Source organism: uncultured Tateyamaria sp. (assembly GCF_947503415.1).
Lineage (GTDB): Bacteria > Pseudomonadota > Alphaproteobacteria > Rhodobacterales > Rhodobacteraceae > Tateyamaria.
This window is the reverse complement of record NZ_CANNDS010000001.1, coordinates 800,692-826,682: the sequence shown is the minus strand read 5'-3', so window position 1 is coordinate 826,682 and position 25,991 is coordinate 800,692. Positions and strand designations below refer to the sequence as shown.

Genomic DNA, 25,991 nt, shown 5'->3' with positions numbered 1-25,991 from the left:
GATATGGCGGACATGACACGGTTGTCGCAAAGGTCCATGGCCTTTGTGCTGGCGGGGGGACGCGGATCGCGGCTGAAGGAATTGACCGACCGGCGCGTGAAGCCCGCCGTGTTCTTTGGCGGCAAGACGCGGATTGTCGATTTTGCCCTGTCGAACGCGGTCAATTCTGGCATTCGCCGCATGGCTGTGGCCACACAGTACAAAGCCCATTCGCTGATCCGCCATTGCCAGCGGGGCTGGAACTTCTTCCGGGCCGAGCGGAACGAGTTTCTGGATATCCTGCCTGCATCCCAGCGTGTGTCAGAAGAGATGTGGTATCGTGGCACCGCCGATGCTGTGACGCAAAACATTGATATCGTTGACAGTTACGGCGTCGAATACATCGTCATCCTTGCGGGCGACCATATCTACAAGATGGATTACGAGGTGATGCTGCGCCAGCATGTGGAGCAGGGGGCCGATGTGACCGTGGGCTGTCTGACCGTGCCGCGCGAGGAAGCTTCGGCCTTCGGTGTGATGGCTGTGGATGAGACAAGCCGCATCACGTCGTTTCTTGAAAAGCCCGCTGACCCGCCCAGCACCCCCGAGGATGACACCAAGGCGCTGGCGTCCATGGGCATCTATGTTTTCAACTGGAAATTCCTGCGCGAACTGCTGATTGCGGATGCCGAAGACCCTAATTCGAGCCACGATTTCGGGCACGACCTGATCCCCGACATCGTGAAGAAGGGCAAGGCCGTGGCCCACCGCTTTGACGATAGTTGTGTGCGGGCGAGCGGTGCGCCGAGCTACTGGCGTGACGTGGGCACAATCGATGCGTTTTGGGAGGCGAATATCGACCTTACCAACTTTACCCCCGAGTTGGACCTATGGGACCAAAGCTGGCCGATCTGGACCTATTCGGAAAGCGTGCCGCCCGCGAAGTTCATCCATGATGAGAAGGACCGGCGTGGCGTTGCCATATCATCCATGGTGTCGGGGGGCTGCATCATCTCGGGTACCGAGGTGCGCAATTCGCTGTTGTTTACGGACGTGCACACCAATTCCTATGCGGTGCTGGATCACTCTGTGGTGCTGCCGAATGTGGTCATCAACCGCTCTGCGCGCTTGCGCAAATGTGTGATTGATCGCGGTGTTGAGATTCCGAAAGGGCTTGTGGTGGGTGAGGACCCGACGGAGGACGGCAAGTTCTTCCGCGTGTCCGAAAAGGGCACGACCCTGATCACCAAGCCGATGGTGGAGGCATGGAAGGCCGCACAATGACCAAAGTACTGTCCGTCGCGTCCGAATGTGCGCCGCTGGTGAAAACCGGCGGTTTGGCGGATGTGGCGGGCGCTTTGCCTGCGGCGCTGGCCCCTTTGGGGGTTGAGATGCGGACGTTGCTGCCGGGCTATCCTGCGGTGATGTCGGCATTGGGTGCGGGCCACGTTGTGGCGTCGTTTGACTGCTTTGGCGGGTCAGCGCGTTTGCTGAGCGGTGTGGCCGCAGGGCTGGATTTGTTTGTACTGGATGCGCCGCATCTGTTTGATCGGGATGCAGGGATTTACCTGAATGCCGATGGGCAGGACTGGCCCGACAATCCGGAACGCTTTGCGGCTTTGTGCCGGGTGGCGGCGGATATTGCGGGTGGCACCTTGGGCGAATGGGCACCCGATCTGGTGCATTGCCATGACTGGCAGGCGGGGTTGGTGCCTTATTACCTGAAGCGCGACGCCGTGCCGGTGCCAAGTGTCCTGACCATTCACAACATCGCCTTTCAGGGCCTTGTGCCTATGGACCGGGCCGGGGCGCTTGGGATTGCCAATGCCGATTTGAACCGAGAGGGCGTCGAATACTGGGGCCAGATTTCAGCGCTGAAGGCTGGCTTGATCAGGGCCGATCATTTGACCACCGTGTCGCCCACCTATGCCCGCGAATTGATGACGGCGGAGTTCGGCATGGGGCTGGATGGGGTCCTGCGCGCGCGGCGGGCGGATCTGTCGGGGATTTTGAACGGCATTGATCTGGACGTGTGGTCGCCGTCTGTGGACACCCATGTGCGGCCCTACAAGACCCCGCGCGGGAAGGTGGCGAACAAGGTTGCCCTGCGCGAAGAGTTCGGGCTGCCGGAAGCCGAAGGGCCGCTTTGTGTTGTCGTCTCGCGTCTGACCGAGCAGAAGGGGTTGGACCTGCTGCTTGAGGCGTTGCCTGCTTTGCTCGATCGCGGGGGGCAACTGGCGCTGCTCGGCTCCGGTGATCCGGGGTTGGAGGCGGCGTTTGCCAATTATGATCATCCCGATGTCGCCGCGCGGATCGGGTATGACGAGGCGCTGTCGCACCGGATGATGGCGGGCGGTGATGCGATCCTTGTGCCGTCGCGGTTTGAACCGTGCGGCCTGACGCAGCTTTACGGGCTGCAATATGGCACATTGCCAGTGGTGGCCCTGACCGGGGGCCTTGCCGACACGGTGATCCCCGCGACCCCGGCGACCATGGCCAAAGAGGTGGCGACGGGGCTGCAATTCCATCCAATCACGGCTGATGCTCTGTCAAACGCGCTTGCGCAGCTTTGCGACCTTTTCGAACGTCCCAAGATGTGGTCAAAGATGCAGCGAAACGCGATGGCCCACCCGGTGGGCTGGGCACCGTCGGCGGCGGCCTATGCTGCGCTGTATGCCGACCTGACAAAGGCTGCTGGATGACACCATTCCAATTGAGCGCGGGACGCCCGAACCCGCTGGGCGCCACGTTCGACGGCGAGGGCGTAAACTTTGCCGTCTTCTCGCAACACGCCACGCGCGTGGTGCTGTGCCTGTGCGACGATCAGGGGCGCGAAGTGTACCTTGTCGATCTGGCGGAACGCGAGGGGCATATATGGCATGGTTACATCGCGGGCATGCGTCCGGGTCAGCAATATGGCTACCGTGTGCATGGACCCTACGCGCCCGAGGAAGGGCACCGGTTCAATCCCTACAAGCTGCTGATGGACCCCTATGCCAAGCGGTTGACGGGCCATTTGGAGTGGAACGACGCACTTTATGGCTACGAGATCGGGCATGCGGATCGCGATCTGAGCTTCGACACCCGTGACAGTGCGGAATACATGCCACGGTCGGTTGTCGTGGACCCCGCGTTCACATGGGGCCGGGGTGAGCGGGTGAGCCTTGATACCCCATGGTCCGACACGATCATCTATGAGGCACACGTGAAGGGCCTGACCGCGCAGCGCAAGGATGTGCCTCATGCGGGCAAGTTCCTCGGTATGGCGTCGGATCAGATGCTGGAGCATCTGACCGATCTGGGGGTGACAGCGATTGAATTGATGCCCGCGCAGGCGTCGGTTGATGACCGTTTTCTGGTGGACAAGGGCCTGAGCAACTACTGGGGCTACATGACCTACGGGTTCTTTGCCCCCGAACCGAAGTACCTGAGCAATCACGACATTTCCGAATTCCAGCAGATGGTGGCACGCTTCCATTCCGCAGGGATCGAGGTGCTGTTGGACGTCGTCTATAACCACACGGCCGAGGGCGATCAGCGTGGGCCGACACTGAGTTTCCGGGGCTTTGACAACGCGAGCTACTACCGTCTGGCCGATGATCCGCGGTATTATGTGAACGATACCGGCTGCGGCAATGCGCTGGATCTGGATCATCCCTTTGTGCTTCGCATGGTGATGGATTCCCTGCGCTATTGGGTAGAGGTCATGCATGTGGACGGGTTCCGATTCGACCTTGCGTCGACCCTTGCCCGCACTTCGGGTGGGTTTGACCGCGACGGGCCGTTCTGCCGCGCGATCCGGCAGGACCCTGTGCTCAACAAGGTCAAGATGATTGCAGAACCTTGGGACGTGGGCCCCGGAGGCTACCAATTGGGCGCGTTCCCGTCGCCTTTCGCCGAATGGAATGACAAGTATCGCGACAACGTCCGCAAATACTGGCGTGGCGATGGATGCATCACCCGCAAATTGGCGAGCCATGTGACCGGGTCAGCGTTACGCTTTGACCATGATGGGCGGCCTGCGACCTCATCCATCAACTTTGTCACTGCGCATGACGGTTTCACGCTGATGGATACCGTCAGCTACAATGAAAAACACAACGCGGCCAATGGCGAAGACAGCCGCGACGGGCATGATCACAATTGTTCCGAAAACTGCGGCGTTGAGGGGCCGACTGAAGACCCCAAAGTGCTGGCGTGCCGTGCGCAGCGGCGGCGGAACATGCTTGCTACGCTGATGCTGAGCCAAGGCACGCCGATGATCCTTGCGGGGGACGAGCTGGGGAACTCTCAGGGTGGCAACAACAACGCCTATTGTCAGGACAACGAGATCGGCTGGGTGAATTGGGACGAGGCGGACCCGGATTTTCTGGCCTTCTGTCGCCAGATCATCGCATTCCGCAAGGCCAGCCCCATCCTGCGCCAAAAGCGGTTCTTGCATTCCCGCAAGCGGGCCGTGGATGGCAAGCCGGATGTATTCTGGCGGCGCGCAGACGGTGCGGCGATGTCGGAAGAGGATTGGCAGCGCCCCGAGTTGAAATTCCTTGGCGTCGAGATGCGCATGGCGCGGGGCACGCCGGTGTATGAGCCGCGTCTGGGTGCAATCTATCTGCTCTTCAATGCGGGTGGAAAGACCAAGGCAACCTTGCCCGAGGCTCTGCCCGGCCATCGCTGGCAGCGAGTGATTGATACCTCTGGCCAACCGGCTGACGCGCCGCGTGCCGGTGTCGTGAGTGTGGCACCCAACAGCGTCGTGGCGCTGGAGCTCTGCCCCATTGGCGGCAAAGCGGCCGACGGTCAGGAAGCCCGAGAAAGAAAGGTCAAAGCATGAATGTTCAAACCGTAGAGACTGCGCCCATCGACGGCCAGAAACCCGGCACGAGCGGGCTGCGCAAGAAGACAGCCGTGTTCATGCAGCCCGGGTATCTTGAGAACTACACACAGGCCATTTTTGACGGGATTGGCGGCATCGACGGCAAGACCTTGGTGGTGGGCGGTGATGGCAGGTATTTCAACGACGTGGCCATCGGGATCATCCTGCGCATGGCCGCAGCCAACGGGGCAGCCAAGTGCATCGTGGGGCAGGGCGGTATTCTTTCCACGCCTGCAGCGTCCCACCTGATCCGCAAGCGCGGCGCGGACGGTGGTTTGATACTGTCGGCCAGCCACAACCCCGGCGGGCCGAATGCCGACTTCGGTCTGAAGTACAACGGGCCGAATGGCGGCCCTGCGACCGAGGGCGTGACCGAGAAAATCTTTGCCCGGACAACCGAGATTGGCGCCTACCGCATTCTGGACGGGGGCGACGTCGATTTGGACGCTTTGGGCAACAGCGCCCTTGGTGCGATGCAGGTCGAGATTGTGGACCCTGTGGCCGACTATGCCGAGTTGATGGGCACTCTGTTTGATTTCGAGGCCATTGCGGGTCTGTTCAAGGGCGGCTTTCGCATGGCGTTTGATGCGATGCATGCGGTGACCGGCCCCTATGCGCACGAGATTCTGGAACAGCGTTTGGGCGCGCCTGCGGGGACCGTGATGAACGGTGTGCCAAGCCCGGATTTTGGCGGAGGGCATCCTGACCCCAACCCGGTTTGGGCCAAGACACTGATGGACGTGATGTATGCGGATGATGCGCCTGACTTCGGCGCGGCATCGGATGGTGATGGCGACCGCAACATGATTGTGGGCGCGCATTGCTATGTCAGCCCGTCGGACAGTCTGGCGTTGCTGGCGGACCGGGCTGAACTGGCACCGGGCTATGCCGGTGGGTTGGCGGGTGTGGCGCGGTCCATGCCAACCTCTGCCGCCGCAGACCGGGTGGCCGAGGCCAAGGGTATGGCGCATTTCGAAACGCCCACCGGTTGGAAGTTCTTTGGCAACCTGCTGGACGCGGGCAAGGTGACGCTCTGTGGTGAGGAAAGCGCCGGCACCGGGTCGAACCATGTGCGGGAAAAAGACGGGCTTTGGGCCGTTCTGTTGTGGCTGAACATTCTGGCCATGACAGGTAAATCCGTGTCCGAGTTGATGGTCGAGCATTGGGCGACCTATGGCCGGAACTACTATTCCCGCCATGATTACGAGGCGGTGGACAGCGCCGCAGCGAATAAACTGGTAGCTGATCTGCGGGCGCGCCTAGGCGCGTTGCCCGGTCAATCGGCCGGTGGGTTGACCGTTTCAGGGGCAGATGAGTTTTCCTATGACGACCCGGTGGACGGGTCGACCTCGTCGGGGCAGGGCATCCGCATCTATTTCGACGGTGGTGGGCGCGTCGTGTTCCGCCTGTCTGGCACCGGCACGGACGGGGCTACGTTGCGCGTGTATCTTGAGCAGTTGGAGACTAATCCGGCGGAACTGGACAAAGATCCGCAAGAGGCACTGTCAGGCATCATAGCCGCAGCTGATGAACTGGCTGAAATCACAGCTCGCACCGGGCGCAGCGCACCGGACGTGATCACCTAGTCAAACGGGGCGTGGCGGCGGCGTGCTCTAGCCGGCGGCTCGCTCTACGCCTTCGACAATTGCGGCGCGCAACTTCTTCTCCAGCGCCCTTTGTTTGTTCTCTGAATAGTATTTCAGCCCGAACATGTCCTTGACGTAGAAGGTATCAACCACCTGTTCGCCATAGGTCGCGATGACTGCGTTGGCGATATAAACGTTTGATGCCGCCAGCGTGCGCGTCAGGTCGTGCAGCAGGCCGGGACGGTCGCGGGTGTCCACCTCGATGATCGTGTAGATGTCCGACCCTTCGTTATCAAAGGTGATGTGCGTCGGTACCTTAAAGGCCTTTTCGCGTTTTTTGACCTTGTCGCGGTCCTTGATTGCATCACGGGTCACGACTTCGCCTGCAAGCGTGCGTTCGATCATCTTGCGCAGACGTGGCAGGCGGGCCGCGTCATAGGGGTTGCCGTCGGCATCCTGTATCCAGAACGCGTCCGTCACAAAGCCGTCCGAGGTCGTATAGCTGCGCGCGTCGACCACATTCGCCCCGACCAATGCCAGTGCCCCCGTGAGGCGCGCAAAGATACCTGGATGGTCGGGCATGACAAAGCACGCGCGGGTGGCGTCCCGGTCATCGTCCGGGTGCAGGTCCATTGCGATTTCGTTTTCACCGATGTCACGCAGGAGGTTGGCAAAGACGATGTGGGCTGTGATGTGCAGGCCTTGCCAGTATGGATCGTAATGCCGGCCCGTCTCGGTCTGAAGATCCTTGCGCGGCCAATCTGCCAGTTCGGCCCGCAGTGCCTTCTTCGCCTCTGTTCCACGATTGTCACGGTTGAGCGCTTCCATCCCATCTTCGAGTGCGCGGCGGGTCTGGCGATATAGGGCGCGGATCAGCACCGCCTTCCAATTGTTCCAGACGTTCGGGCCGACGCCCCTGATGTCGCACACCGTCAACACGCACAAAAGGTCGAGCCGTTTGACCGTTTGTACCGCCTTGGCAAAATCACGCACCGTGCGTGGGTCCGCGATATCGCGTTTCTGTGCCATGTCGGACATCAGCAGGTGATAGCGCACCAACCATTCGGCGGTGTCCACCTCGTCCTGTTTCAACCCCAGCCGCGGCGCCACCTTGCGCACGATCTGCGCGCCTAAGATCGAATGGTCCTCGGGCCGTCCCTTGCCGATGTCGTGCAGCAAAAGCGCGACGTAAAGCACGCGTCGGTTCACCCCTTCCTTGAGGATGGATGAGGCAACCGGCAGATCCTCAATCAACTCACCCTTTTCGATCATGGCAAGCTGGGCGATGCATTGGATGATGTGCTCGTCCACCGTGTACGAATGGTACATGTTGAACTGCATCATCGCGACGATGGGTTCGAACTCTGGAATGAAGGCTGCGAGCACACCCAGTTCGTTCATGCGCCGTAGCGCCCGTTCCGGGTTCCCATGCTTCAGCAGTAGGTCAAGAAACAGCCGCTGCGCTTCGGGTGTGTTGCGCATGTCGTCGTCGATCAGATGCAGGTTCGACTTGATGGTGCGCATGGCGTCCGGGTGGATCAGCATGCCGGTGCGCAACGCTTCTTCGAAGATGCAGAGCAGGTTCAGCTTTTCATCCAGAAAGGCGGTCTCATCCGCGATGGCGAGGCGATTGTTGATCACCTCATAGCCGCGTTTGACCCGTGGTTTGCGTTTGAAGAGCCGTTCGAGGATCGGTTCGGCCTTGAGGTGATCCGCTTCAAGTTTGGTCAGGAAGATGCGTGTCAGATCGCCCACTTCTGTGGCATGGAGGAAGTAATCCTGCATGAATTGCTCGACTGCGCGGCGGCCTGCCTTGTCCTGATACCCCATGTCCTCGGCGACGGCGGCCTGCATGTCAAAGGTCAGCTGCTCCGTGGGCCGACCCGAGATCAGATGCATGTGGCACCGTGTGGCCCACAGGAAATCCTCGGCGGCGACGAAACTGGCAAACTCGTCATCCGTGAACAGACCTAGCGGCACCAGTTCGGCGGCATCCTGAACCTTGTGAATGTATTTGCCGATCCAGAACAGCGACTGCAGGTCGCGCAGACCGCCTTTGCCTTCCTTGACGTTGGGCTCAACCACATAGCGCTGGCCCTGCCGGACGTGGCGACTGTCGCGCTCGGCCAGTTTTGCCTCAATGAACTCACGTTCCGTGCCTTGGAACAGTTCGGTCCGCAGCTTGGTGTCCAGTTCGGCGGCAAGGTCCGCGTGCCCAAAAATGAAACGATGTTCCAGCATTGCCGTGCGGATCGTGAAATCTTCGGTCCCAAGGCGCAGGCAATCGCGTACGGTGCGGCTGGAATGGCCCACCTTCAGCTTGAGATCCCAAAGGATGTACAAGGTGGTTTCGATGACGCTTTCGGCCCAGGGGGTGATTTTGTAGGGCGTCAGAAACAGCAGATCCACATCGGAAAACGGGGCCATCTCTCCGCGGCCGTAGCCGCCCACCGCGAGTACGGCCAACCGTTCGCTGCTGGTGGGTGTCGGGTTCGGATGCATGAGCGTCTGCGCGGTCCGCAGAGCCGCTCGCACAAGGCAATCGGTCAGATAGGTGTAGGCCCGCGTGGTTGGGCGCGACGCAAATGGTTCGGCACGGAAAGCGGCAGCAATCGCGTCCCGCCCTGACGTTTGCGAAGCCTTGAGGTGGGCGACAATCTCGTCTCGCTGCGGCGCGCTGGACAGCAGCGCATCGAAAGCGCCGCCATCGAAGATATCGGTGGCGGCGCAGATCAGGCGTTGGTCAGGCGTCTCAAAGGCCTGAAGGGCTGTGTTGCTCAAAATGGTCTCCGATAGCGGAGGCGCGGGTGGATCAGAACCCTACGCCACCAAATCCGCGCGGTGCCGCGTCGATCACGACGACCTGATTGTCACGCACCGTGGCCACCGCCAGCCCACGTTCGTTGGTCCCGTCGGAGCGCAAGCGAAAGATGCCTGTCGCACCCTGGAAGCCTGAGCCTTGTGTCAGCGCCGATCCAGTCAACGCACCGGAATTGCCTTGGGCTGCCAAGGCACCGATGGCCGCGATCCCGTCAAAGGCCAGACCCGCCAACGGGTGTGGCGCGCTGCCATAGGCCGCTTCGTATTGAGACCGGAACGCCCCGGCGCGGGCCGGGTCTGGCAATGCAAACCACCCGCCTTGCACACCGGGCAAGTCCAGCGTCTGGCGCGGGATATCCCAGCGCGTGATCCCCACATATTGCGTGGCGGTCGGGCTCACACCTGCTTCGGGCAGCAGTTGTGACAGAAGTGGCAGGCCACCTGCGGGGGCGGCCGTCATAAAGACCGCATTGGCACCGGCATTGTCGATCGCGGATTTCACGCGTGGCACGGCCGCAACGAGGCCCTGTTGCGAAAGCGGGTAGTCGACCGTGCCTGTCACGGTTGCGCCGCTACGCGACGCAGCCTGTTGAATGGCATTGAGCCCAAGCTGGCCGGCGACATCCTGCGCGTGGACGACCACAATACGGTCCCGGCCCTGTCGCGCGGCATAGCTGACCAGCCTGTTGGCAGTGTTGTCAAAGGTCGACCCCAACACAAAGACATTGCCGCCTGCGATGGTCGTGTTGTTGGAAAAGGCCAGAACGTTCACATTTTGTGGGGCAACCGCGACACCTGCGGCATTCGCGGCCTCGGCATAGAGCGGTCCCACAATGATCTGTGCGCCGTCGTTTACGGCCTGAGCGGCTTGCGCGGCGGCAGTGCTCGCGTTCCCGGCGGTACCGTAGACCCTCAGGTCGATCTCAACGCCATTCAGGTCACGCATGGCCAGAAGGGCTGCGTTCTCAAGGTTGTTTGCCAAAAGCTCGTCGCTGCCCTGGCCCGATCCGCGGGGTACCAAAAGGGCCACCGGTACAGGTTGTGTTGTGTCGATACGGGGCCCACTGTTCGACAGTCCACTGCCCAATCCACCCAACGCGGCGGGATCACAGGCCGCAAGCGCAAGGGCGGCCACAGGCAGGATCGCCTGCCGCACCGCCTTGCGCAGAGTCTTGAAAAACGCAAACATGAACTGTCACTCCCAACGTTCCGGGGCATGACGTTCGCCTGCCCGATCTTCCCGGGCGGATAATAGACGTAAGGTATGGCGGGTCCAGCGTTGAATCATGTCAAAGTCCCCCTCAGCCCGGGGTTGTGGTTCGTGGGCGTGCCCATCGGCACGGCGCGGGACATCACACTTCGCGCTCTGGATGTATTGGCTTCTGCCGACGTGCTGGTGGCCGAGGACACGCGCAGCTTGCGCAAGCTGATGGACATCCACGGCGTCCCTTTGGACGGTCGTCGGATCGAGGCGTTGCACGAACATTCCAAGGCCGGGCAGGTGACACGTCTGGTGGCGCGGGCCGCAGGCGGAGAGAGCGTGGCCTACGCCTCGGAAGCCGGGATGCCGCTGATTGCCGATCCGGGGTTTGAGCTGGGCCGGGAGGCCCGCGCTGCCGGTGTTCCTGTAACCTGTGCGCCGGGACCTTCTGCTGTTGTGACCGCGCTGGTGATCGGGGGATTGCCGACGGACGCCTTCCATTTTGGCGGGTTTCTGCCCGCGACACGCACCGCCCGGCAGCGCGCGTTACAGGAGTTGGCCGGTGTTCAAGCAACGCTGGTGCTCTACGAATCACCCAAACGGGTGGGGGCGCTGCTGGCGGATGCAGCAGAGGTGCTGGGGGCGGAACGGCAAGGTTCGGTGTGTCGCGAGATCACCAAGCGGTTTGAAGACGTCAAAACAGGTACCTTGGGTGAATTGGCCGAGACATATAGCTCTGAGACCCCCAAGGGAGAGATTGTTGTCCTGATCGGGCGATCCGAGGCCGTGGCCGTTAAGGAATTGGACATTGATAGCGCGCTAAGCTCGGCACTGGATGATATGTCAGTCAAAGATGCGGCGGCGTTTGTCGCTGAAACGTTGGGCGTCCAGCGCAGGCGTGTCTACCAGCGCGCATTGGAATTGGCGCGGGACCGGTAAAACAGATCAGGTGCAAGACGATGGCCCGACATGAAAGGTCTTTTGAGACAGCGCAGCCCGTTGACAGCCGGAGTACGCGGGGCCGCGTGTCGTACTTGGCAGGCATGGCCGCCGAAGAGATCGTTGAACGCGCTTATCGCAATGCCGGGTACGTGTTGGCGGCGGAGCGTTGGCGCGGACGGCGTGGCGAAATCGACCTGATCTTTTCGACTATCAAAGGCGTCGTGATGGTCGAAGTGAAAGCCAGCAAGACATTCGCATCTGCTGCGGCTCACGTTACGCCGGCGCAAGTGAAACGGCTATATGCCACCGCAGACGAGTATCTGGCGACGTTGCCGGATGGTGCCTTGACCGATGTCCGATTTGACGTCGCATTGGTGGATCAGACGGGCATGCTCGATATTCACGAAAACGCCTTCGCCGCCTACGTTTGACCTCATGCGCAGCCCGCTCTGCAGCACCGCACAGCGTGTTGCCATTGCGCGTTTGCCTGTGCTGCGCCATCTAAGGGCGCAGACCACAGCGGAGTTGCGCCATGAAAATTGCCTTTCAGATGGACCCGATCGGGGCCGTAGACATCAATGCCGACAGCAGTTTCCGGCTTGCGGAGGAGGCGCAGGCGCGCGGCCATTCCTTGTTTTTCTACTCCCCCGATCAGCTTGCCTATCAGGAAGGGCATGTTACCGCCCGCGGGCATGACTTTACGGTGCAAAGAGTGCAGGGGGATCATGCCGCACTTGGTCCTCTGCGCGAGGTCGATCTCGCAGATTTTGACGTCGTTTGGCTGCGGCAGGACCCGCCATTTGACATGCACTACATCACCTCGACCCATTTGCTGGACCGTCTCAAAGGGGATGCGCTGGTGGTCAATGACCCGTTCTGGGTTCGCAATTACCCAGAAAAGTTGCTTGTTCTCGACTTTCCCGACCTGACCCCGCCCACCACGATTGCGCGCGATCTGGACACCATCAAGGCGTTCAAAGCCAAGCACGGCGATGTCATTTTGAAGCCACTCTATGGCAATGGCGGTGCGGGGGTGTTTCGTCTGGATGCCAACGACCGCAATCTGACCTCATTGCATGAGCTGTTCACTGGCTTCAGCCGCGAGCCATTGATTGTCCAGAAATTCCTGCCCGATGTGTCCAATGGCGACAAGCGCGTGATCCTTGTGGATGGCGAAGCTGTGGGCGCTATCAACCGTGTCCCTGCCGCAGGTGAGACGCGGTCCAACATGCACGTCGGTGGACGCCCGGAAAAGATTGGCCTTTCCGAGCGCGATCTTGAAATTTGTGCGGCCATAGGCCCGCTTCTAAAAGAAAAAGGCCAGGTTTTTGTCGGCATCGACGTGATCGGCGACTACCTGACCGAAATCAACGTGACCTCCCCCACCGGCATTCAGGAGTTGGAGCGCTTTGATGGCGTGAACATCGCCGAGAAGATCTGGCAGGCAATCGAGGCCAAGATCGTTTGAGCCTGCTTCGGCCCCTTCTGAACCAATACCTGCGCCTGACCGAAAAGCCGCATATGCGCAAGGCGTCTGGCCCCGATGCTTTGCGTCGGAGCTTCGAGTTCAAGGCACGCCTGTTCTTTCATGCACCGCGAGCCACACGGCTCGAGCGCGGCGAATTGGCGGGATCAGAGGCGTTGTGGGTACGCCCTCGCCGTGGGCCAATGTCACAATGCACGATCCTTTACTTTCATGGTGGCGGCTTTGTCTTCGGCTCCCCGCGCACACACGGCGCGATGGTGGCCGCCCTAGCGTGCCGCGCTGACGCGGACGCGGTGCTGCCCCGCTACCCTTTGGCGCCGGAACATCCGTTTCCCGCAGCACTCGATCACGCCTTGGCCGCCTATCAAGCGGTGCGGGCAACAGGTGGATCTGTCATTGTGGGCGGCGACAGCGCGGGCGGAGCGCTGACCCTGTCATTGCTGGCGCGTCTGCTGGCTGACAAAGCACCGTTGCCCGAGGCTGTTTTTGCCTTTTCTCCGCTGACCGATCTGACATTTTCGGGTGACAGCTTTGCATCCAACGCTGACGCGGATGTCGAACTGCCTGCCGAGCGGGCGCATGAGATGGCCCAAATGTATCTGAATGGCACCGATCCCACCGATCCGTTGGCCAGCCCGCTTTTCGCTGATTTCACCGGTGCGCCGCCGGTCTGGATCACGGCCGGAGACACCGAAATTCTGCTCGACGACAGTCGCCGCATGGCGGCGCATCTGCAAGCGCAAGGGGTGGATGCCACCTATGTCGAGGAGCATGACTTGCCCCATGTCTGGCCCATTTTCCACAGTACCCTGCCCGAAGCGCGCGCCACTCTGAACACGCTGGGCGCATGGATCAAAGCTCAGACCGGAGCAAGAGCGGTCACGCGGTAACTCACCGCCTCGGCCACGTGAGGTTTCCGAACGTTGTCAGAGCCATCGAGATCCGCGATCGTGCGGGCCACGCGCAAGACGCGGTGGTAGCCACGGGCGGACAATCCAAACCGATCAGCGACTTTGGTCAACAGCGCACGCCCGTCCTCGTCCGGGGACGCGTATTCATCCAGTGCAGCCCCGGACAAGTCCGCGTTGCTGCGCATGCCTGTATCGGCCAATCGTGCGGTCTGGATCTGCCGCGCAGCCGCCACGCGCGCTGCAACGGTGGCTGAACCGTCACCAGAGGGTGGCAAATCGAGATCTGTGTAGGTGACGGGCGGCACATCCACGCGCAGGTCAAACCGGTCCATCAGCGGGCCCGAGATACGCCCCAGATAATCGTCTCCGCAGGCCGGTGCCCGGCCGCAGGCGCGCGACGCATCCGACAGGTAGCCGCATTTGCACGGGTTTGCCGCGGCCACCAGCATGAACCGGCAAGGGTACTTGATGTGGTTGTTGGCGCGGGCCACCATCACTTCGCCTGTTTCAATTGGCTGGCGCAGGGTTTCGAGCACGGTGCGGGGAAATTCTGGAAACTCGTCCATGAAAAGGACGCCGTTGTGCGCCAGAGACGCCTCGCCCGGTTTGGCCCCACGCCCGCCACCGATGATCGCGGCCATCGACGCGGTGTGATGTGGTTCGCGAAAGGGGCGGTCCATCGAAATACCACCTGCGTCCAGCAGCCCGGCAAGGGAGTGGATCATGGACGTCTCAAGCGCCTCCATTGCGGACAGCGGCGGCAAGATGCCGGGCAGGCGCGCGGCGAGCATGGATTTGCCTGACCCCGGCGTGCCGACCATCAGGAAATGATGCCGTCCCGCGGCGGCGACCTCCATGGCGCGTTTGGCCCGTTCCTGCCCTTTGACGTCGCGCAGATCGGGCAGGCCGGTGCCGCGTGCGATCTGCCCCGCCTTGGCCGGTTCCAGCGGCACCTGCCCGGTGTAGTGCCGCACCACGTCGCCCAGCGATGCGGCGGCAATAACTTTTGTCGCATCAACCCACGCCGCTTCAGCCCCCGATCCGGCGGGGCAAAGCAGCCCGCGATCCTGTTCGGCGGCGGACATGGCGGCGGGCAGGGCACCGAGGACGGGCACCAACGTGCCGTCGAGGGACAATTCGCCCAAGGCCACCGTTCCCTCGACCGCGTCTTCGGGCAGAATGCCAAGCGCGGCCAACAGAGCCAATGCGATGGGCAGATCGAAATGCGACCCTTCCTTGGGCAGGTCGGCGGGCGACATGTTGATCGTGATCCGTTTCGATGGCAGCGCGATGGACATGGCTGTCAGGGCTGCGCGCACGCGGTCGCGGGCCTCTGACACCGCTTTGTCCGGCAGCCCAACGATTGAAAAAGCGGGCAGGCCCGGGGTCATGGCGCATTGCACCTCGACCTCTCGTGCCTCGACGCCCTGAAATGCGACTGTGTATGCCCGTGCGACCATGAACCCATCCACCGAATATGGTTAATGGCTAGCGGTCTGCGGTTTACGATTGGTTAACGCGGCGAAGTCGCATTTGGAGGTGTGATCAGGTATACTCGGACCATGATCCGCAGTGTCCAACAGTTGATCGAACGGCAAATACAGAAAGCCCGCGCGCAAGGCGGGCTCTCTGGACTGAAGGGTGAGGGCAAGCCATTGCCCGCCCGCCCCGAAGAGGCGCTGGTAGATACGGCAGATGCCGCAGGGTTTCGCATCATGGCGCAAGCGGGCGTCGTTCCCGAAGAGATCGAGATCAAGAAGGCAATGGAGGCATTGCGCAAGTGTCTTGCAGACATCCATGCCGACGACTCGCGCAAGGATGCGTTGGCCGAACTGGCGCGGCTTGAAATGCGCTACAACATCGCCCGCGAGGCGCGGCAGAAATTCATGCAGCGGTAAACGTCATGCGGGCCAAGGCCGCGTGGGCACACGCATGTCATAGGGGAATGGGTCGTACGTTACCTTTTGCCCCTCCGCCCGCCATGTCTGGAACGCAGTGTCCGTGATCACAGTGTGGCAATAGGCGCGGGATGCGTCCGACATTGGCAAATCGTAACCAACGATCCGTGCGCATACAGGGGCATAGAAGACGTCGGCCAACGAATAAGCTCCAAACAGCCATGGCCCGTCTGTCTTGAATCTTGATGCATGGACCCAGAGGGTTTCAATCCGGTCCAGATCGGTCTGAACCACGTCTGACACCGCAAACCCTTCGTTCACGTGCTGCAATTGCATTGGGCATGCCCCCCGCAGCGCGGTAAAGCCTGCCACCATTTCGGCACACAGCCAGCGGGCTGTCGCACGTGCAGCGGGATCGCTGGGCCACATGTCTGCCTCCGGGTTCTGTTCTGCCAGTGTTTCGGCCAAGGCGAGGCTTTCGCCCACGACCGTGCCGTCTGGCAGTTTCAGCGCCGGCACCAACCGGGCAGGGGCGAGAGGCGCCATTTCCTCGGCCATGGTGCCGGAATACAGTCCAATCATGTGAGTGCGGTAGGGCAGGCCGAATTTCTCAAGCATGAGCCAACCGCGCAAGGACCAGCTCGAAAACGTGCGGTCACCGATATAGAGTTCATAAGTCATGGAGCGCAGGCTAGGTGCAGCGTGCCCCGAATGCCCAACGCTGATTTGTGAGGGGTCGTATCACGGGCAGTGATTGATCACTTCGGCCTGCCCCGTTGCGCGGTCCAGCGTCGTTACAGACAGAGGATCGATCTTGTGAGCGAGCACGTCAGTGGCGCTGAGCCTCAGCACCGCTTGTACCTGTGTCAGGATCACACCGAAATGCGCCACGGCAATGATGTCGCGCCCCGGATGCGCAGCCTCGATCCGGCGCACAGCCATGGCCACACGGGCGGCAGAGGTGTTCCAGCTTTCGCCACCGGGTGGGGTGGGATCGCCTGGTGTTTCCCAATAAGCGCGGCTGAGATCGGGGTGCCATTCAGCCACGGTCGAAAAATACACACCGTCCCAGACACCGAAATGAAACTCACGCAGGGCCGGATCATGGGGCAGGCGCGTGCGATCGCGTTGCACAGCGGAGGCAGTGTTTACGGACCGGGTCAGGTCCGATGACACAACAAGGGCGTCCTCGGGTAAATGCGCCGCCAACCGCTCCACCGCGCCGGTGTCTGACAGATCTGCATCCACGTCACGCCATCCGGTGAAAGCCTTTTGGTGGGTCGGACCGTGCCGGACCCAATGCCACGTGGTCATGGGGCTTCCCCCTTGCGCAATTGCGGCAGCCCGGCCAGCACGTGCCAAACTGTATTGGCCTGTGTGGCGAGCGCGATGTTCAACCGGCCCTGCGCCTCCCGGAACCTGCGTGCAAGCGCGTTATCGGGCACAATTCCCTGTCCTACCTCGTTCGATACGACAACCACGGGTGCGTCACATGCCCCGAGCGCTTCAAGAAAAGTGGTTTGCGCATCGGCCACTTCCAACTCGTCCATCATCACATTGGTCAACCACATGGTGGCGCAATCCAACAGCACGGTTTGATCCGCCGTTGCAGCGCCCAGACCCGCCTCAACACCTTTGGATGCGTCCACTGTAATCCACTCTTCCCCACGCCGTGCTTTGTGCAAGTCAACCTTGGCTTGCATCTCCTGATCCCAAATTCGTGAAGTCGCCAAGTACACCGGGCTTAACCTACTGTTAAGAATAAGGCTTTCCGCCCACTGCGACTTGCCCGAGGCGGCTCCACCTAGAACGAAGGTCAGTGCTGGCAACATTTTTTCATCCCAAGAGTGAACCAATCGCGGATCCGACGCGTAGACAGTTCAAGTGCGCAAAACAAGCATAACCATCCAGGGGGATGACACATGGCGTTGGATAATGTTCGAGACATGTCACTGTCGCGCACGGCCATGAAGGCCGAATTGCTGGACGCAGAGACAGAACTTCGACTTGCATATGCGTGGCGGGACGAGCGGGACGAGGCGGCCTTGCACCGTCTGATCACCGCTTACATGCGCCTTGCCATCTCGATGGCGTCGAAGTTCAAACGGTACGGCGCACCGATGAATGACCTCATTCAGGAAGCTGGACTTGGGCTGATGAAAGCCGCCGACAAGTTTGATCCCGATCGGGGCGTGCGCTTCTCAACCTACGCCGTGTGGTGGATCAAGGCGTCCATCCAGGACTATGTGATGCGCAACTGGTCGATGGTGCGCACCGGTTCAACATCGTCGCAAAAGTCCCTGTTCTTCAACATGCGTCGTGTTCAAGCCCGTCTGGAACGTGAGAGTGCTGCTGCGGGCGAGACGTTGGACAAGCACCAGTTGCGTCAGATGATCTCGACCGAAATCGGAGTGCCCCTGCACGATGTGGAAATGATGGAAGGACGCCTGTCCGGCTCAGACTATTCACTGAACGCGACCCAATCCGTGGATGATGAAGGTCGCGAATGGATTGACGCACTGGAAGATGACAGCGCGCAGGCCGCAGAAACTGTGGAACACAGCCACGACACAGAACAGCTGCGGGAATGGTTGCTCTTGTCGCTCAATGCGCTGAACGAGCGGGAGCGGTTTATCGTACGCGAGCGCAAGTTGCGCGATGCACCCCGTACCTTGGAAAGCCTGGGCCAAGAACTGAGCCTATCAAAAGAGCGCGTACGCCAACTCGAAGCTGCAGCCTTCACAAAAATGCGCAAATCGCTCGAAATGCAAAGCCGGGAAGTACATCACTTCCTCGTATGAAAGACGCGATATACCCCCTGATCCTTGCCGCCGTTGCGACCATGTCGACGGCGGCATTTTCATTTGCGGCGACCGACTGGTCCGACTTTTCCGGCGACGTGCTGATTTTGGGTGAATTCCACGACAACCCCGACCATCATGCCGAACAGGCAAAAGCTGCGCGGATCATCGTGCCCAACGCCGTGGTGTTCGAAATGCTTACACCCGCAGAAGCATCAGCTTTGGCGGACATCCCACGGAACCCCGGCGACATGACCGAAGCCACGGAAGGCTTCCATTGGACCAATATCGCCGACTATGCCGACATCCTCGCAGCCAGCTCCGTGATCATCGGCGCGGCTTTGCCCCGCGAAGACATGCGCGCCGCTTTCAGCGATGGGGCGGCACAGACGTTTGGCCCGGAAGCAGACATTTTTGGCCTGACCGAACCGCTCTCGGAAGACGAACAGGCGGCCCGAGAGCTGGGTCAGTTCGACGCCCATTGCGAGGCGATGCCGCTTGAGATGATGGGCGGCATGGTCGAGGCGCAGCGTCTGCGCGACGCCGCGTTCGCCCGCACCGTTCTGACCGCCATCGACAAGTACGGCGCGCCCGTCATGCTGATCACTGGCAACGGCCACGCGCGCCTTGATTGGGGGGTGCCCGCCTACCTCGCCCGCGTCCGCCCTAATCTGGATGTCACCAGCATCGGTCAGGGCGAAAGACAGGAACCGCCCGAAGGGGTTTTCTCCTGGACCCTGAACGGCGCAGCATCCCCGGACCGCGGCGATCCCTGCGCAGTGTTCACGCAATAGCGCGCGGCACTTTTCCCGTTCAAAAAGGTCTCTGGTGGCAAGGGGGCTGGGCCCCATATGGCCCGAGGGCTGGTCCTTGGCCCACCGTCCGCCTATGGTCACGACACTAAAAGACAGCCGGACGCGCCAACATGCTGCAAAACAAACGTATTCTGCTGATCCTGACGGGCGGCATCGCCGCCTACAAAGGGCTGGACCTGATCCGACGCCTGCACGAACGCGGTGCGGCTGTGACACCTGTTTTGACCCGTGCGGCAGAACAGTTTGTGACGCCTTTATCTGTGTCTGCACTCGCTGGCGAAAAAGTCTATCGCGATCTCTTCGACCTCACGGACGAAGCCGAGATGGGACATATCCAGCTTTCCCGCTCTGCCGACCTGATCCTTGTGGCGCCAGCGACCGCGGACATCATGGCAAAGATGGCGCAAGGCCGGGCGGATGATCTTGCCTCGACCCTCCTTTTGGCCACCGACACGCCTGTTATGATTGCGCCTGCGATGAACGTGCGCATGTGGGATCACCCTGCGACACAGCGAAACCTTGAACAGCTAAGGGGTGACGGCGTTGCAGTCATTGGCCCTAATGACGGAGATATGGCATGCGGTGAATTTGGCCCGGGCCGCATGTCAGAGCCGCTTGAGATCGTTGCCGCGGTTGAGGCGCACTTCGGCCCCAAGCCCCTGACGGGCAAGCATATCCTTGTCACGTCCGGCCCCACGCATGAACCGATTGATCCGGTGCGCTACATCGCCAACCGCTCTTCCGGCGCGCAGGGCACCGCCCTGGCCCGCGCCCTCATCGCGTTGGGTGCCAATGTCACCTTTGTGACGGGTCCGGCAGATGTGGCCGCCCCGCAGGGCGCGACGGTTGTCCCGGTCCAAACCGCACAAGAGATGCAGGCAGCGGTCAATGCCGCCCTCCCGGCTGACGCCGCCATCTTTGCCGCGGCCGTTGCGGATTGGCGCGTGACCTCTGCCAGCGACAAGAAGCTGAAAAAGTCCAAGGACGGCCTGCCGATATTGGAGTTCGCGGAAAACCCAGACATCCTTGCGGGCGTGTCACAAATGACCAAAGGCCGCCCCGGTCTCGTCGTGGGTTTTGCTGCTGAAACCAACGACGTTGTGGATCACGCCACAGCCAAACGCGCCCGCAAGGGTTGCGACTGGATCGTCGCCAATGATGTCTCGCCCAAGACAGGGATCATGGGCGGAACAGAGAACGCTGTGGTCCTGATTACCGACAAAGGTGCCGACGCGTGGCCGCGTATGTCAAAGGCAGATGTGGCAATGCGGCTTGCCCGAAAGATCGCGGATGCACTGGTCTGAGCCCGTCGCCTCTGGCCGCCATGGGATTTGAGTTTATTTGGCAAGATGAAGATGAATACAGTCGCCCTGAAAATCACGCGTGTCGCTGGATCGGACCCGGACATTGCCTTGCCCTCCTATGAAACGGATGGCGCGGCGGGGGCAGATTTGCGCGCCAATTTCCCGGACCAAAAGGCTGTGACCCTTGCCCCCGGCGCCCGTGCGCTGATCCCGACGGGCCTTGCCATGGCCATCCCCCACGGATTCGAGGTACAGGTGCGTCCCCGCTCGGGCCTTGCGCTGAAACATGGCATCGCGCTCGTGAACAGCCCCGGCACTATCGACAGCGACTACCGGGGGGAAGTGGGCGTGATTGTCCTGAACACCTCAAACCTCCCGTTCGACGTAACCCATGGCATGCGCATCGCGCAAATGGTGCTGGCCCCTGTCGTGCAGGCTGGCTTTGAGCTTGTCGACACGCTCGATGAAACGACCCGCGGCGCGGGTGGCTTCGGTTCGACGGGGCGCGGCTGATGCTTCTCGTCTTTGTGCTGGCGGGCGTGATCTGGGGCATTGGCGCTGCCATGAAAACCCCGCGCCGCGCGCGTTGGCTGATGATCGGCATCCTTTATGTGCTGGTCCTTGCCATCCAGGTGGCGCTTCCGGACCTGCACCCCCTGCGCATTGCTACGGGCGAAAGCCCGGCCCTGTGGCTGATCGTAGGCGGGTTTGCCGCCATTGCTGTCGGTTACCGCGCCATCCTGCGCAAGTTGCGTGGTCGGGTTGAGGTGAAGGAGGCCGAGGCCGCCCCCAAACCGGATGGACCGTTCACCGACACCGAACTCAACCGCTATGCGCGGCACATTGTTCTGCGCGAGGTAGGGGGCGTGGGCCAGAAACGCCTTAAGGATGCAAAGGTTTTGGTCATCGGTGCAGGTGGTCTTGGTGCGCCTGTGTTGCAGTACCTCGCTGCGGCAGGGGTCGGAATCATTGGAGTGATCGACGACGACACCGTCGAGAATACGAACCTGCAGCGCCAAACCATCCACACCGATGCGCGCATCGGCATGCCCAAGGTGTTCTCGGCCCAGGCCGCTATGGAGGCTCAAAACCCCTATGTCACGGTGCGCCCCTATCATCGCCGCCTGACAAACGACATTGTGGATGATCTGGTGGCCGACTACGACCTGATCATCGATGGCACCGACAATTTCGACACGCGCTACATGGTCAACGCCGCCGCTGTGCGGGCGGGCGTGCCGCTCATCTCGGGTGCGCTCACGCAGTGGGAGGGGCAGGTGAGCGTCTTCGACCCGGCCCGCAACGCCCCCTGTTATCGCTGTATCTTCCCAGAGGCACCTGCGCCCGAGCTGGCCCCGAACTGTGCCGAGGCGGGCGTGATCGGCCCCTTGCCCGGTGTGGTCGGGTCGATGATGGCGGTCGAGGCGATCAAGCTGATCACCGACGCAGGCACGCCCCTGCGCGGTGAAATGGTGATCTACGATGCGCTCTACGGTGAAAGCCGCAAGATTGGGCTCAAACGTAGAAACGACTGCGAAACGTGCAAAGACGTAGCGGCGCCCTGACCCCGCCCTACATCGTCGTTCAAAGGAGATTGCCCCCATGACAAACGTGCTGCTGCAAGACTGGGACACGCCGTTTCAGATCGCCCCCTTTGATGCCATCTCGGACGATGATTTCGCCCCTGCGCTCGACACTGCGCTCGAAGCGCATAAGGCTGAGATCGACGCCATCGCCGGGTCGGATGAGGCACCAACATTTGCCAACACGATCGAGGCACTGGAGGCGGCAGGTGAAGGGCTGGAAAAGGTGCTTGGCACCTTCTTCACCGTCGCAGGCGCCGACAGCAATCCGCAGCGGGAGGCGTTGCAACGCGACTTTTCCCCCAAGCTGGCCGCGCATTTCGCGGATATTTCCAGCAACAAAGCGCTCTTTGCCCGGATCGCAGCCATCTGGGACGCGCGTGACGAACTGGAGCTGACCGACGAACAGCAGCGTGTGCTGATGCTGACCCATCGCGGCTATGTCCGGTCCGGTGCGGCCCTTGAAGGGAACCAAGAGGCCCGCATGAAGGAAATCAAAGGGCGGCTTGCCGAACTGGGCACCGCTTTTACCCAGAACCTGCTGGCGGACGAACGCAACTGGTTCATGCCGCTGGGCGAAGGCGACCTTGCCGGGCTGCCCGCGTTCGTCGTGGATGCGGCGCGCGCGGCGGGTGACGAAAAGGATGCAGGTGGCCCCGTTGTCACCCTGTCCCGGTCCATCATTGTGCCTTTCCTGCAATTCTCCACCCGCCGCGACCTGCGCGAAAAGGCCTATCGCGCATGGACGGCCCGTGGTGCCAATGGCGGGGACACTGACAACCGCGCCATTGCCGCCGAAATCCTGAAGCTGCGCGAAGAGCGCGCCAAGCTGTTGGGCTACGACAACTTTGCCAATTACAAATTGGAAACCGAGATGGCCAAGACGCCGGAAGCGGTGCGTGAACTGCTGATGGCCGTGTGGGAGCCCGCCAAATCTCAGGCCAACGCCGATGCATGGGCACTTGAACAAATGCTCAAAGCAGATGGCGTCGATGGCCCGCTCGAGCCATGGGATTGGCGTTTCTATGCAGAGCGGCGGCGCAAGGACCTGCACGATCTGGATGAGGCGGAAGTGAAGCCGTATTTCCGACTCGACCGCATGATCGACGCATCCTTCGACTGCGCCAGCCGCCTCTTTGGGCTTGAGTTCAAACTGCTCGACGTGCCCCTCTACCATCCCGACTGCCGCGCATGGGAAGTGACCCGCGCAGGCGCGCATGTGGCGGTGTTCATCGGGGACTACTTTGCGCGCGGCTCGAAACGCTCGGGCGCGTGGTGCTCGGCCATGCGGGCGCAGGCCAAGTTCCCCGAACCGCAGACACCCATCGTCATCAACGTGTGCAATTTCGCCAAGGGCGATCCGGCGCTTCTGTCCTATGACGACGCCCGCACGCTGTTCCATGAATTCGGCCACGCCCTGCATCAGATGTTGTCCAACGTGACTTACGAGTCGATCTCGGGCACCTCCGTCGCCCGTGATTTCGTCGAACTGCCCAGCCAGCTTTACGAACACTGGTTGGAGGTGCCGCAGGTCCTGCACCAATTCGCGATCCACGCGGATACGGGCGAGGCGATCCCGCAGGCCATGCTCGACAACGTGTTGGCGGCGGCGACCTATGACATGGGGTTCCAGACGGTGGAATACGTGGCCTCAGCGCTTGTGGACCTCGAATTTCACGACGGACAGGCGCCTGCCGATCCGATGCAGAAACAGGCCGAAGTTCTGGAAAGCCTCGGCATGCCTCGCGCCATCGGAATGCGTCACGCAACGCCGCATTTTGCGCATGTGTTCGCGGGCGACGGATACTCATCCGGCTACTACAGCTACATGTGGTCCGAGGTGATGGATGCCGACGCCTTTGCCGCCTTCGAAGAAGCCGATGGACCCTTCGATGCAGAAAAGGCCGCCGCACTCGAGGAACATATCCTCAGCACGGGCGGCAGTGTAGATGCGGCTGATCTTTATACAGCGTTCCGGGGCCGCTTGCCCGGTGTTGAGGCGCTGCTTAAGGGGCGGGGGCTGGCCGCGTAGCGCAGCCCCCGGGTCACGGGTTATTCTGCAGGGTGCGCGACGATCACGTCGTCACCTTTATGCAGGCCAACCACCGCCAGTACGGTGCTGCCGATGACAAGATAGTAGGCCATATCAAGGCCGGTGAAGCCGAACAGGAACGGTGCCGCGACAAAGGCGGCACCGACAAGGGCATCAACGGCCAAGTGGAATTTGTAGGGCAGCACCGGCAGCAGGCCGGTTTCGTGGTCGGTCAATGCGGTCAGCAGCAATGCCGCGATACCGGTTGCGATGGACAGGGCAAACGCAATGGCGTTGTCCATGCCGATGCCCAGAACGAAGGGGGCGGCAATCAGGCCAAGGGCCACGGGATAGTCGATGTAAGCGTGCAGTTTTTGGGTCACGAATTTGGACATTGGATCTTCTCCGAAAGGTTAAGCCAGATGGCAGGGGCGCTCTGATGCACCTTACTTAGAGTTTGGAACCAATCGGTTCAAAACAACCTGTCGTGACGATCCTGTAATATTCGTTCAGTAGCCTGCGCCACGATCCACCAGATACAGAAACGGCTCTCCGGCCTCACCCCGCCGTATGTTTTCAGCGATGGTCTTGCTGGAATATGCGGCGCGTGTTTCTGATGCGATATGCGGTGTGACGGTCACCCTCGGGTGGGACCAGTAGGGATGCTCGGCGGGCAAGGGCTCTACGCGGAACACGTCCAAAGTGGCATGGTCGACGTGGCCCGCGTCCAACGCGGCCAGCAAGGCATCGTCATCAATCAGGGGTCCGCGCCCGGGGTTCAGAATGCGTGTACCCTTCGGCATCAACGCAAGCGTGCGGGCATTGAGCGTGTTTTCTGTCGCCGCTGTCTTGGGCAACAGCAACACGCAATAAGTCGCGACGCTCAGCGCGTGATCCAACCCCGCGTCACCCGACAGGCAGGTGATGTCGGGGATGTCTTTTTGAGTCCTGCTCCAGCCAGTGACCGGAAAACCCAATCCGGCCAAGGCGTGCGCGCAGGCGGTCCCCAACTCTCCGAGCCCCAGCACGGTCACAGGCGTGTCAAAGGACAATGGCGGCGCTTGCGGCTCCCATGTCCCTGCGGCGGCATTGATGTGTGCGTCCATGCCCAGATGCAGACGCAGGACGTGGCCCACAACCCATTCGACCATGCCCTGGGTCAGCGCGGGATCGACCATACGCGCCAAAGGCAGGTGCAGGGTTGGATTGCCCACAATCTCCTCCACCCCCGCCCACAGGTTCAGCACCGCCTTGGCACGTGTGAAAGGGGCAAAGTCCTTTACCTCTGAATTCGGGGCATAGACGATGTAGTCGACCTGATCTGCGGGAATATCTGTGGCAACATGTGCGTCGATGCCCGCCGCAGCTATCTCTTTGCGCAAGGGGGTTTCGTACTCCGTCCAGCGGTCTTCCGTGGCGGCAAAAAGGACGTTGACACTCATGTGGTGCAGGCTCCGTTAAGGTCAGCAATGTCCGCAGTCTCGATCGGGTCGCCGGTTGGGTCAGTAAAGATCATGGTCAATTGTTCCCCCGGCTCCTTTTCGGGCTGGGAACGCGGCATCAACGCACCCCGATCACCCACTTTATCCGTGTCGGCTCTGCCCAAAGGGAACCTGGACCGATCCCCGATGAAATCGCGACCAATACACATGCCCGCGCTGCGCCCTTCGGCACAGCCCATCAGCTTACCATGGAAGGTACGGGGCATGTCCCAGTCGGTCACATCAAAGGCAAGGTGAAGCGGGGCCATGGCATCTCCG

Annotated in this window: 24 protein-coding genes; 15 read left to right on the top strand and 9 right to left on the bottom strand. The window is 61.2% G+C overall.

Annotated features, from left to right (window positions below; genetic code table 11):
* Positions 1-12 precede the first annotated feature (12 nt).
* Genes glgC through Q1A32_RS03940 form a run of 4 tightly spaced genes read left to right on the top strand, consistent with a single transcriptional unit; the run spans position 13 to position 6,438 of the window.
* Complete coding sequence (glgC, locus tag Q1A32_RS03955) at positions 13-1,263, top strand: glucose-1-phosphate adenylyltransferase (RefSeq protein ID WP_299652757.1); 1,251 nt, start codon at positions 13-15, stop codon at positions 1,261-1,263.
* The gene (gene glgA, locus Q1A32_RS03950) at positions 1,260-2,681 is read left to right on the top strand and encodes a glycogen synthase GlgA (protein WP_299649824.1); all 1,422 of its coding nucleotides are present in this window, start codon (positions 1,260-1,262) and stop codon (positions 2,679-2,681) included. Before glgC ends, glgA begins: the two co-directional genes overlap by 4 nt.
* Positions 2,678-4,810, top strand: coding sequence for a glycogen debranching protein GlgX (gene glgX, locus Q1A32_RS03945; RefSeq protein ID WP_299649822.1), 2,133 nt, complete (start codon positions 2,678-2,680; stop codon positions 4,808-4,810). The genes glgA and glgX overlap by 4 nt, the downstream gene beginning before the upstream one ends.
* Entirely contained in the window at positions 4,807-6,438 is a 1,632-nt protein-coding gene (locus Q1A32_RS03940) for an alpha-D-glucose phosphate-specific phosphoglucomutase (protein ID WP_299649819.1), read from the top strand. The genes glgX and Q1A32_RS03940 overlap by 4 nt, the downstream gene beginning before the upstream one ends.
* Before the next feature lie 27 nt (positions 6,439-6,465).
* On the opposite strand, the gene Q1A32_RS03935 is transcribed toward Q1A32_RS03940, so the two are convergent.
* Together Q1A32_RS03935 and Q1A32_RS03930 are read right to left on the bottom strand one after the other, a co-directional pair.
* Positions 6,466-9,219 (bottom strand): [protein-PII] uridylyltransferase, encoded by a 2,754-nt coding sequence (locus tag Q1A32_RS03935; protein ID WP_299649816.1) that lies wholly within the window; start codon positions 9,217-9,219, stop codon positions 6,466-6,468.
* 31 nt (positions 9,220-9,250) lie between these two features.
* Complete coding sequence (locus tag Q1A32_RS03930; protein ID WP_299649813.1) at positions 9,251-10,447, bottom strand: penicillin-binding protein activator; 1,197 nt, start codon at positions 10,445-10,447, stop codon at positions 9,251-9,253.
* Between the two features lie 90 nt (positions 10,448-10,537).
* Here Q1A32_RS03930 and rsmI point away from each other — a divergent pair, with 90 nt between their 5' ends.
* The 4 genes from rsmI to Q1A32_RS03910 all read left to right on the top strand — a co-directional run bounded on the left by rsmI (position 10,538) and on the right by Q1A32_RS03910 (position 13,777).
* Positions 10,538-11,398 carry a 16S rRNA (cytidine(1402)-2'-O)-methyltransferase gene (gene rsmI, locus Q1A32_RS03925; protein ID WP_299649810.1) on the top strand — a complete coding sequence of 287 codons (861 nt, stop codon included), beginning with the start codon at positions 10,538-10,540 and terminating at the stop codon, positions 11,396-11,398.
* Between the two features lie 20 nt (positions 11,399-11,418).
* Positions 11,419-11,832 (top strand): YraN family protein, encoded by a 414-nt coding sequence (locus Q1A32_RS03920; RefSeq protein WP_299649806.1) that lies wholly within the window; start codon positions 11,419-11,421, stop codon positions 11,830-11,832.
* A gap of 101 nt (positions 11,833-11,933) precedes the next feature.
* The gene (gene gshB / locus Q1A32_RS03915) at positions 11,934-12,869 is read left to right on the top strand and encodes a glutathione synthase (protein WP_299649803.1); all 936 of its coding nucleotides are present in this window, start codon (positions 11,934-11,936) and stop codon (positions 12,867-12,869) included.
* Positions 12,866-13,777 (top strand): alpha/beta hydrolase, encoded by a 912-nt coding sequence (locus tag Q1A32_RS03910; RefSeq protein ID WP_299649800.1) that lies wholly within the window; start codon positions 12,866-12,868, stop codon positions 13,775-13,777. Before gshB ends, Q1A32_RS03910 begins: the two co-directional genes overlap by 4 nt.
* Here the strand turns inward: Q1A32_RS03910 and Q1A32_RS03905 are convergent.
* Complete coding sequence (locus Q1A32_RS03905; protein ID WP_299649797.1) at positions 13,747-15,258, bottom strand: YifB family Mg chelatase-like AAA ATPase; 1,512 nt, start codon at positions 15,256-15,258, stop codon at positions 13,747-13,749. The two genes, Q1A32_RS03910 and Q1A32_RS03905, sit on opposite strands and share 31 nt — an antisense overlap.
* Before the next feature lie 102 nt (positions 15,259-15,360).
* On the opposite strand from Q1A32_RS03905, the gene Q1A32_RS03900 reads away from it, so the two are divergent.
* Positions 15,361-15,696, top strand: coding sequence for a DUF1992 domain-containing protein (locus Q1A32_RS03900; RefSeq protein ID WP_299649794.1), 336 nt, complete (start codon positions 15,361-15,363; stop codon positions 15,694-15,696).
* Positions 15,697-15,699: 3 nt separating this feature from the next.
* On the opposite strand, the gene Q1A32_RS03895 is transcribed toward Q1A32_RS03900, so the two are convergent.
* From Q1A32_RS03895 to cobU, 3 genes are read right to left on the bottom strand one after another with little or no spacing between them, the layout of a single operon-like run.
* Positions 15,700-16,377, bottom strand: coding sequence for a glutathione S-transferase (locus Q1A32_RS03895; protein WP_299649791.1), 678 nt, complete (start codon positions 16,375-16,377; stop codon positions 15,700-15,702).
* Positions 16,378-16,437: 60 nt separating this feature from the next.
* On the bottom strand, positions 16,438-17,010 hold the full coding sequence (locus tag Q1A32_RS03890; protein WP_299649788.1) for a histidine phosphatase family protein: 573 nt from the start codon (positions 17,008-17,010) through the stop codon (positions 16,438-16,440).
* On the bottom strand, positions 17,007-17,528 hold the full coding sequence (cobU, locus tag Q1A32_RS03885) for a bifunctional adenosylcobinamide kinase/adenosylcobinamide-phosphate guanylyltransferase (RefSeq protein ID WP_299649785.1): 522 nt from the start codon (positions 17,526-17,528) through the stop codon (positions 17,007-17,009). The genes Q1A32_RS03890 and cobU overlap by 4 nt, the downstream gene beginning before the upstream one ends.
* A gap of 90 nt (positions 17,529-17,618) precedes the next feature.
* Between cobU and Q1A32_RS03880 the strand changes: the two genes are divergently transcribed.
* From Q1A32_RS03880 to Q1A32_RS03855, 6 genes are all read left to right on the top strand, one after another.
* Positions 17,619-18,497 carry an RNA polymerase factor sigma-32 gene (locus tag Q1A32_RS03880; RefSeq protein ID WP_299609342.1) on the top strand — a complete coding sequence of 293 codons (879 nt, stop codon included), beginning with the start codon at positions 17,619-17,621 and terminating at the stop codon, positions 18,495-18,497.
* Positions 18,494-19,291 (top strand): ChaN family lipoprotein, encoded by a 798-nt coding sequence (locus tag Q1A32_RS03875; RefSeq protein ID WP_299649782.1) that lies wholly within the window; start codon positions 18,494-18,496, stop codon positions 19,289-19,291. The genes Q1A32_RS03880 and Q1A32_RS03875 overlap by 4 nt, the downstream gene beginning before the upstream one ends.
* Before the next feature lie 131 nt (positions 19,292-19,422).
* Complete coding sequence (gene coaBC / locus Q1A32_RS03870; protein WP_299649779.1) at positions 19,423-20,616, top strand: bifunctional phosphopantothenoylcysteine decarboxylase/phosphopantothenate--cysteine ligase CoaBC; 1,194 nt, start codon at positions 19,423-19,425, stop codon at positions 20,614-20,616.
* 51 nt (positions 20,617-20,667) lie between these two features.
* Positions 20,668-21,129, top strand: coding sequence for a dUTP diphosphatase (gene dut / locus Q1A32_RS03865; RefSeq protein WP_299649776.1), 462 nt, complete (start codon positions 20,668-20,670; stop codon positions 21,127-21,129).
* A complete protein-coding gene (locus Q1A32_RS03860; RefSeq protein WP_299649773.1) occupies positions 21,129-22,181 on the top strand; it encodes a molybdopterin-synthase adenylyltransferase MoeB in 1,053 nt (350 codons plus the stop codon). The genes dut and Q1A32_RS03860 overlap by 1 nt, the downstream gene beginning before the upstream one ends.
* 37 nt (positions 22,182-22,218) lie before the next feature.
* Entirely contained in the window at positions 22,219-24,231 is a 2,013-nt protein-coding gene (locus Q1A32_RS03855; protein ID WP_299649771.1) for a M3 family metallopeptidase, read from the top strand.
* Between the two features lie 20 nt (positions 24,232-24,251).
* On the opposite strand, the gene Q1A32_RS03850 is transcribed toward Q1A32_RS03855, so the two are convergent.
* From Q1A32_RS03850 to Q1A32_RS03840, 3 genes are all read right to left on the bottom strand, one after another.
* Positions 24,252-24,626, bottom strand: coding sequence for a hypothetical protein (locus Q1A32_RS03850; RefSeq protein WP_299649768.1), 375 nt, complete (start codon positions 24,624-24,626; stop codon positions 24,252-24,254).
* A 114-nt stretch (positions 24,627-24,740) separates the two neighbouring features.
* Positions 24,741-25,673 carry a glyoxylate/hydroxypyruvate reductase A gene (locus tag Q1A32_RS03845; protein WP_299649766.1) on the bottom strand — a complete coding sequence of 311 codons (933 nt, stop codon included), beginning with the start codon at positions 25,671-25,673 and terminating at the stop codon, positions 24,741-24,743.
* Positions 25,670-25,981 (bottom strand): hypothetical protein, encoded by a 312-nt coding sequence (locus Q1A32_RS03840; protein WP_299649763.1) that lies wholly within the window; start codon positions 25,979-25,981, stop codon positions 25,670-25,672. The genes Q1A32_RS03845 and Q1A32_RS03840 overlap by 4 nt, the downstream gene beginning before the upstream one ends.
* Between the last annotated feature and the right edge of the window lie 10 nt (positions 25,982-25,991).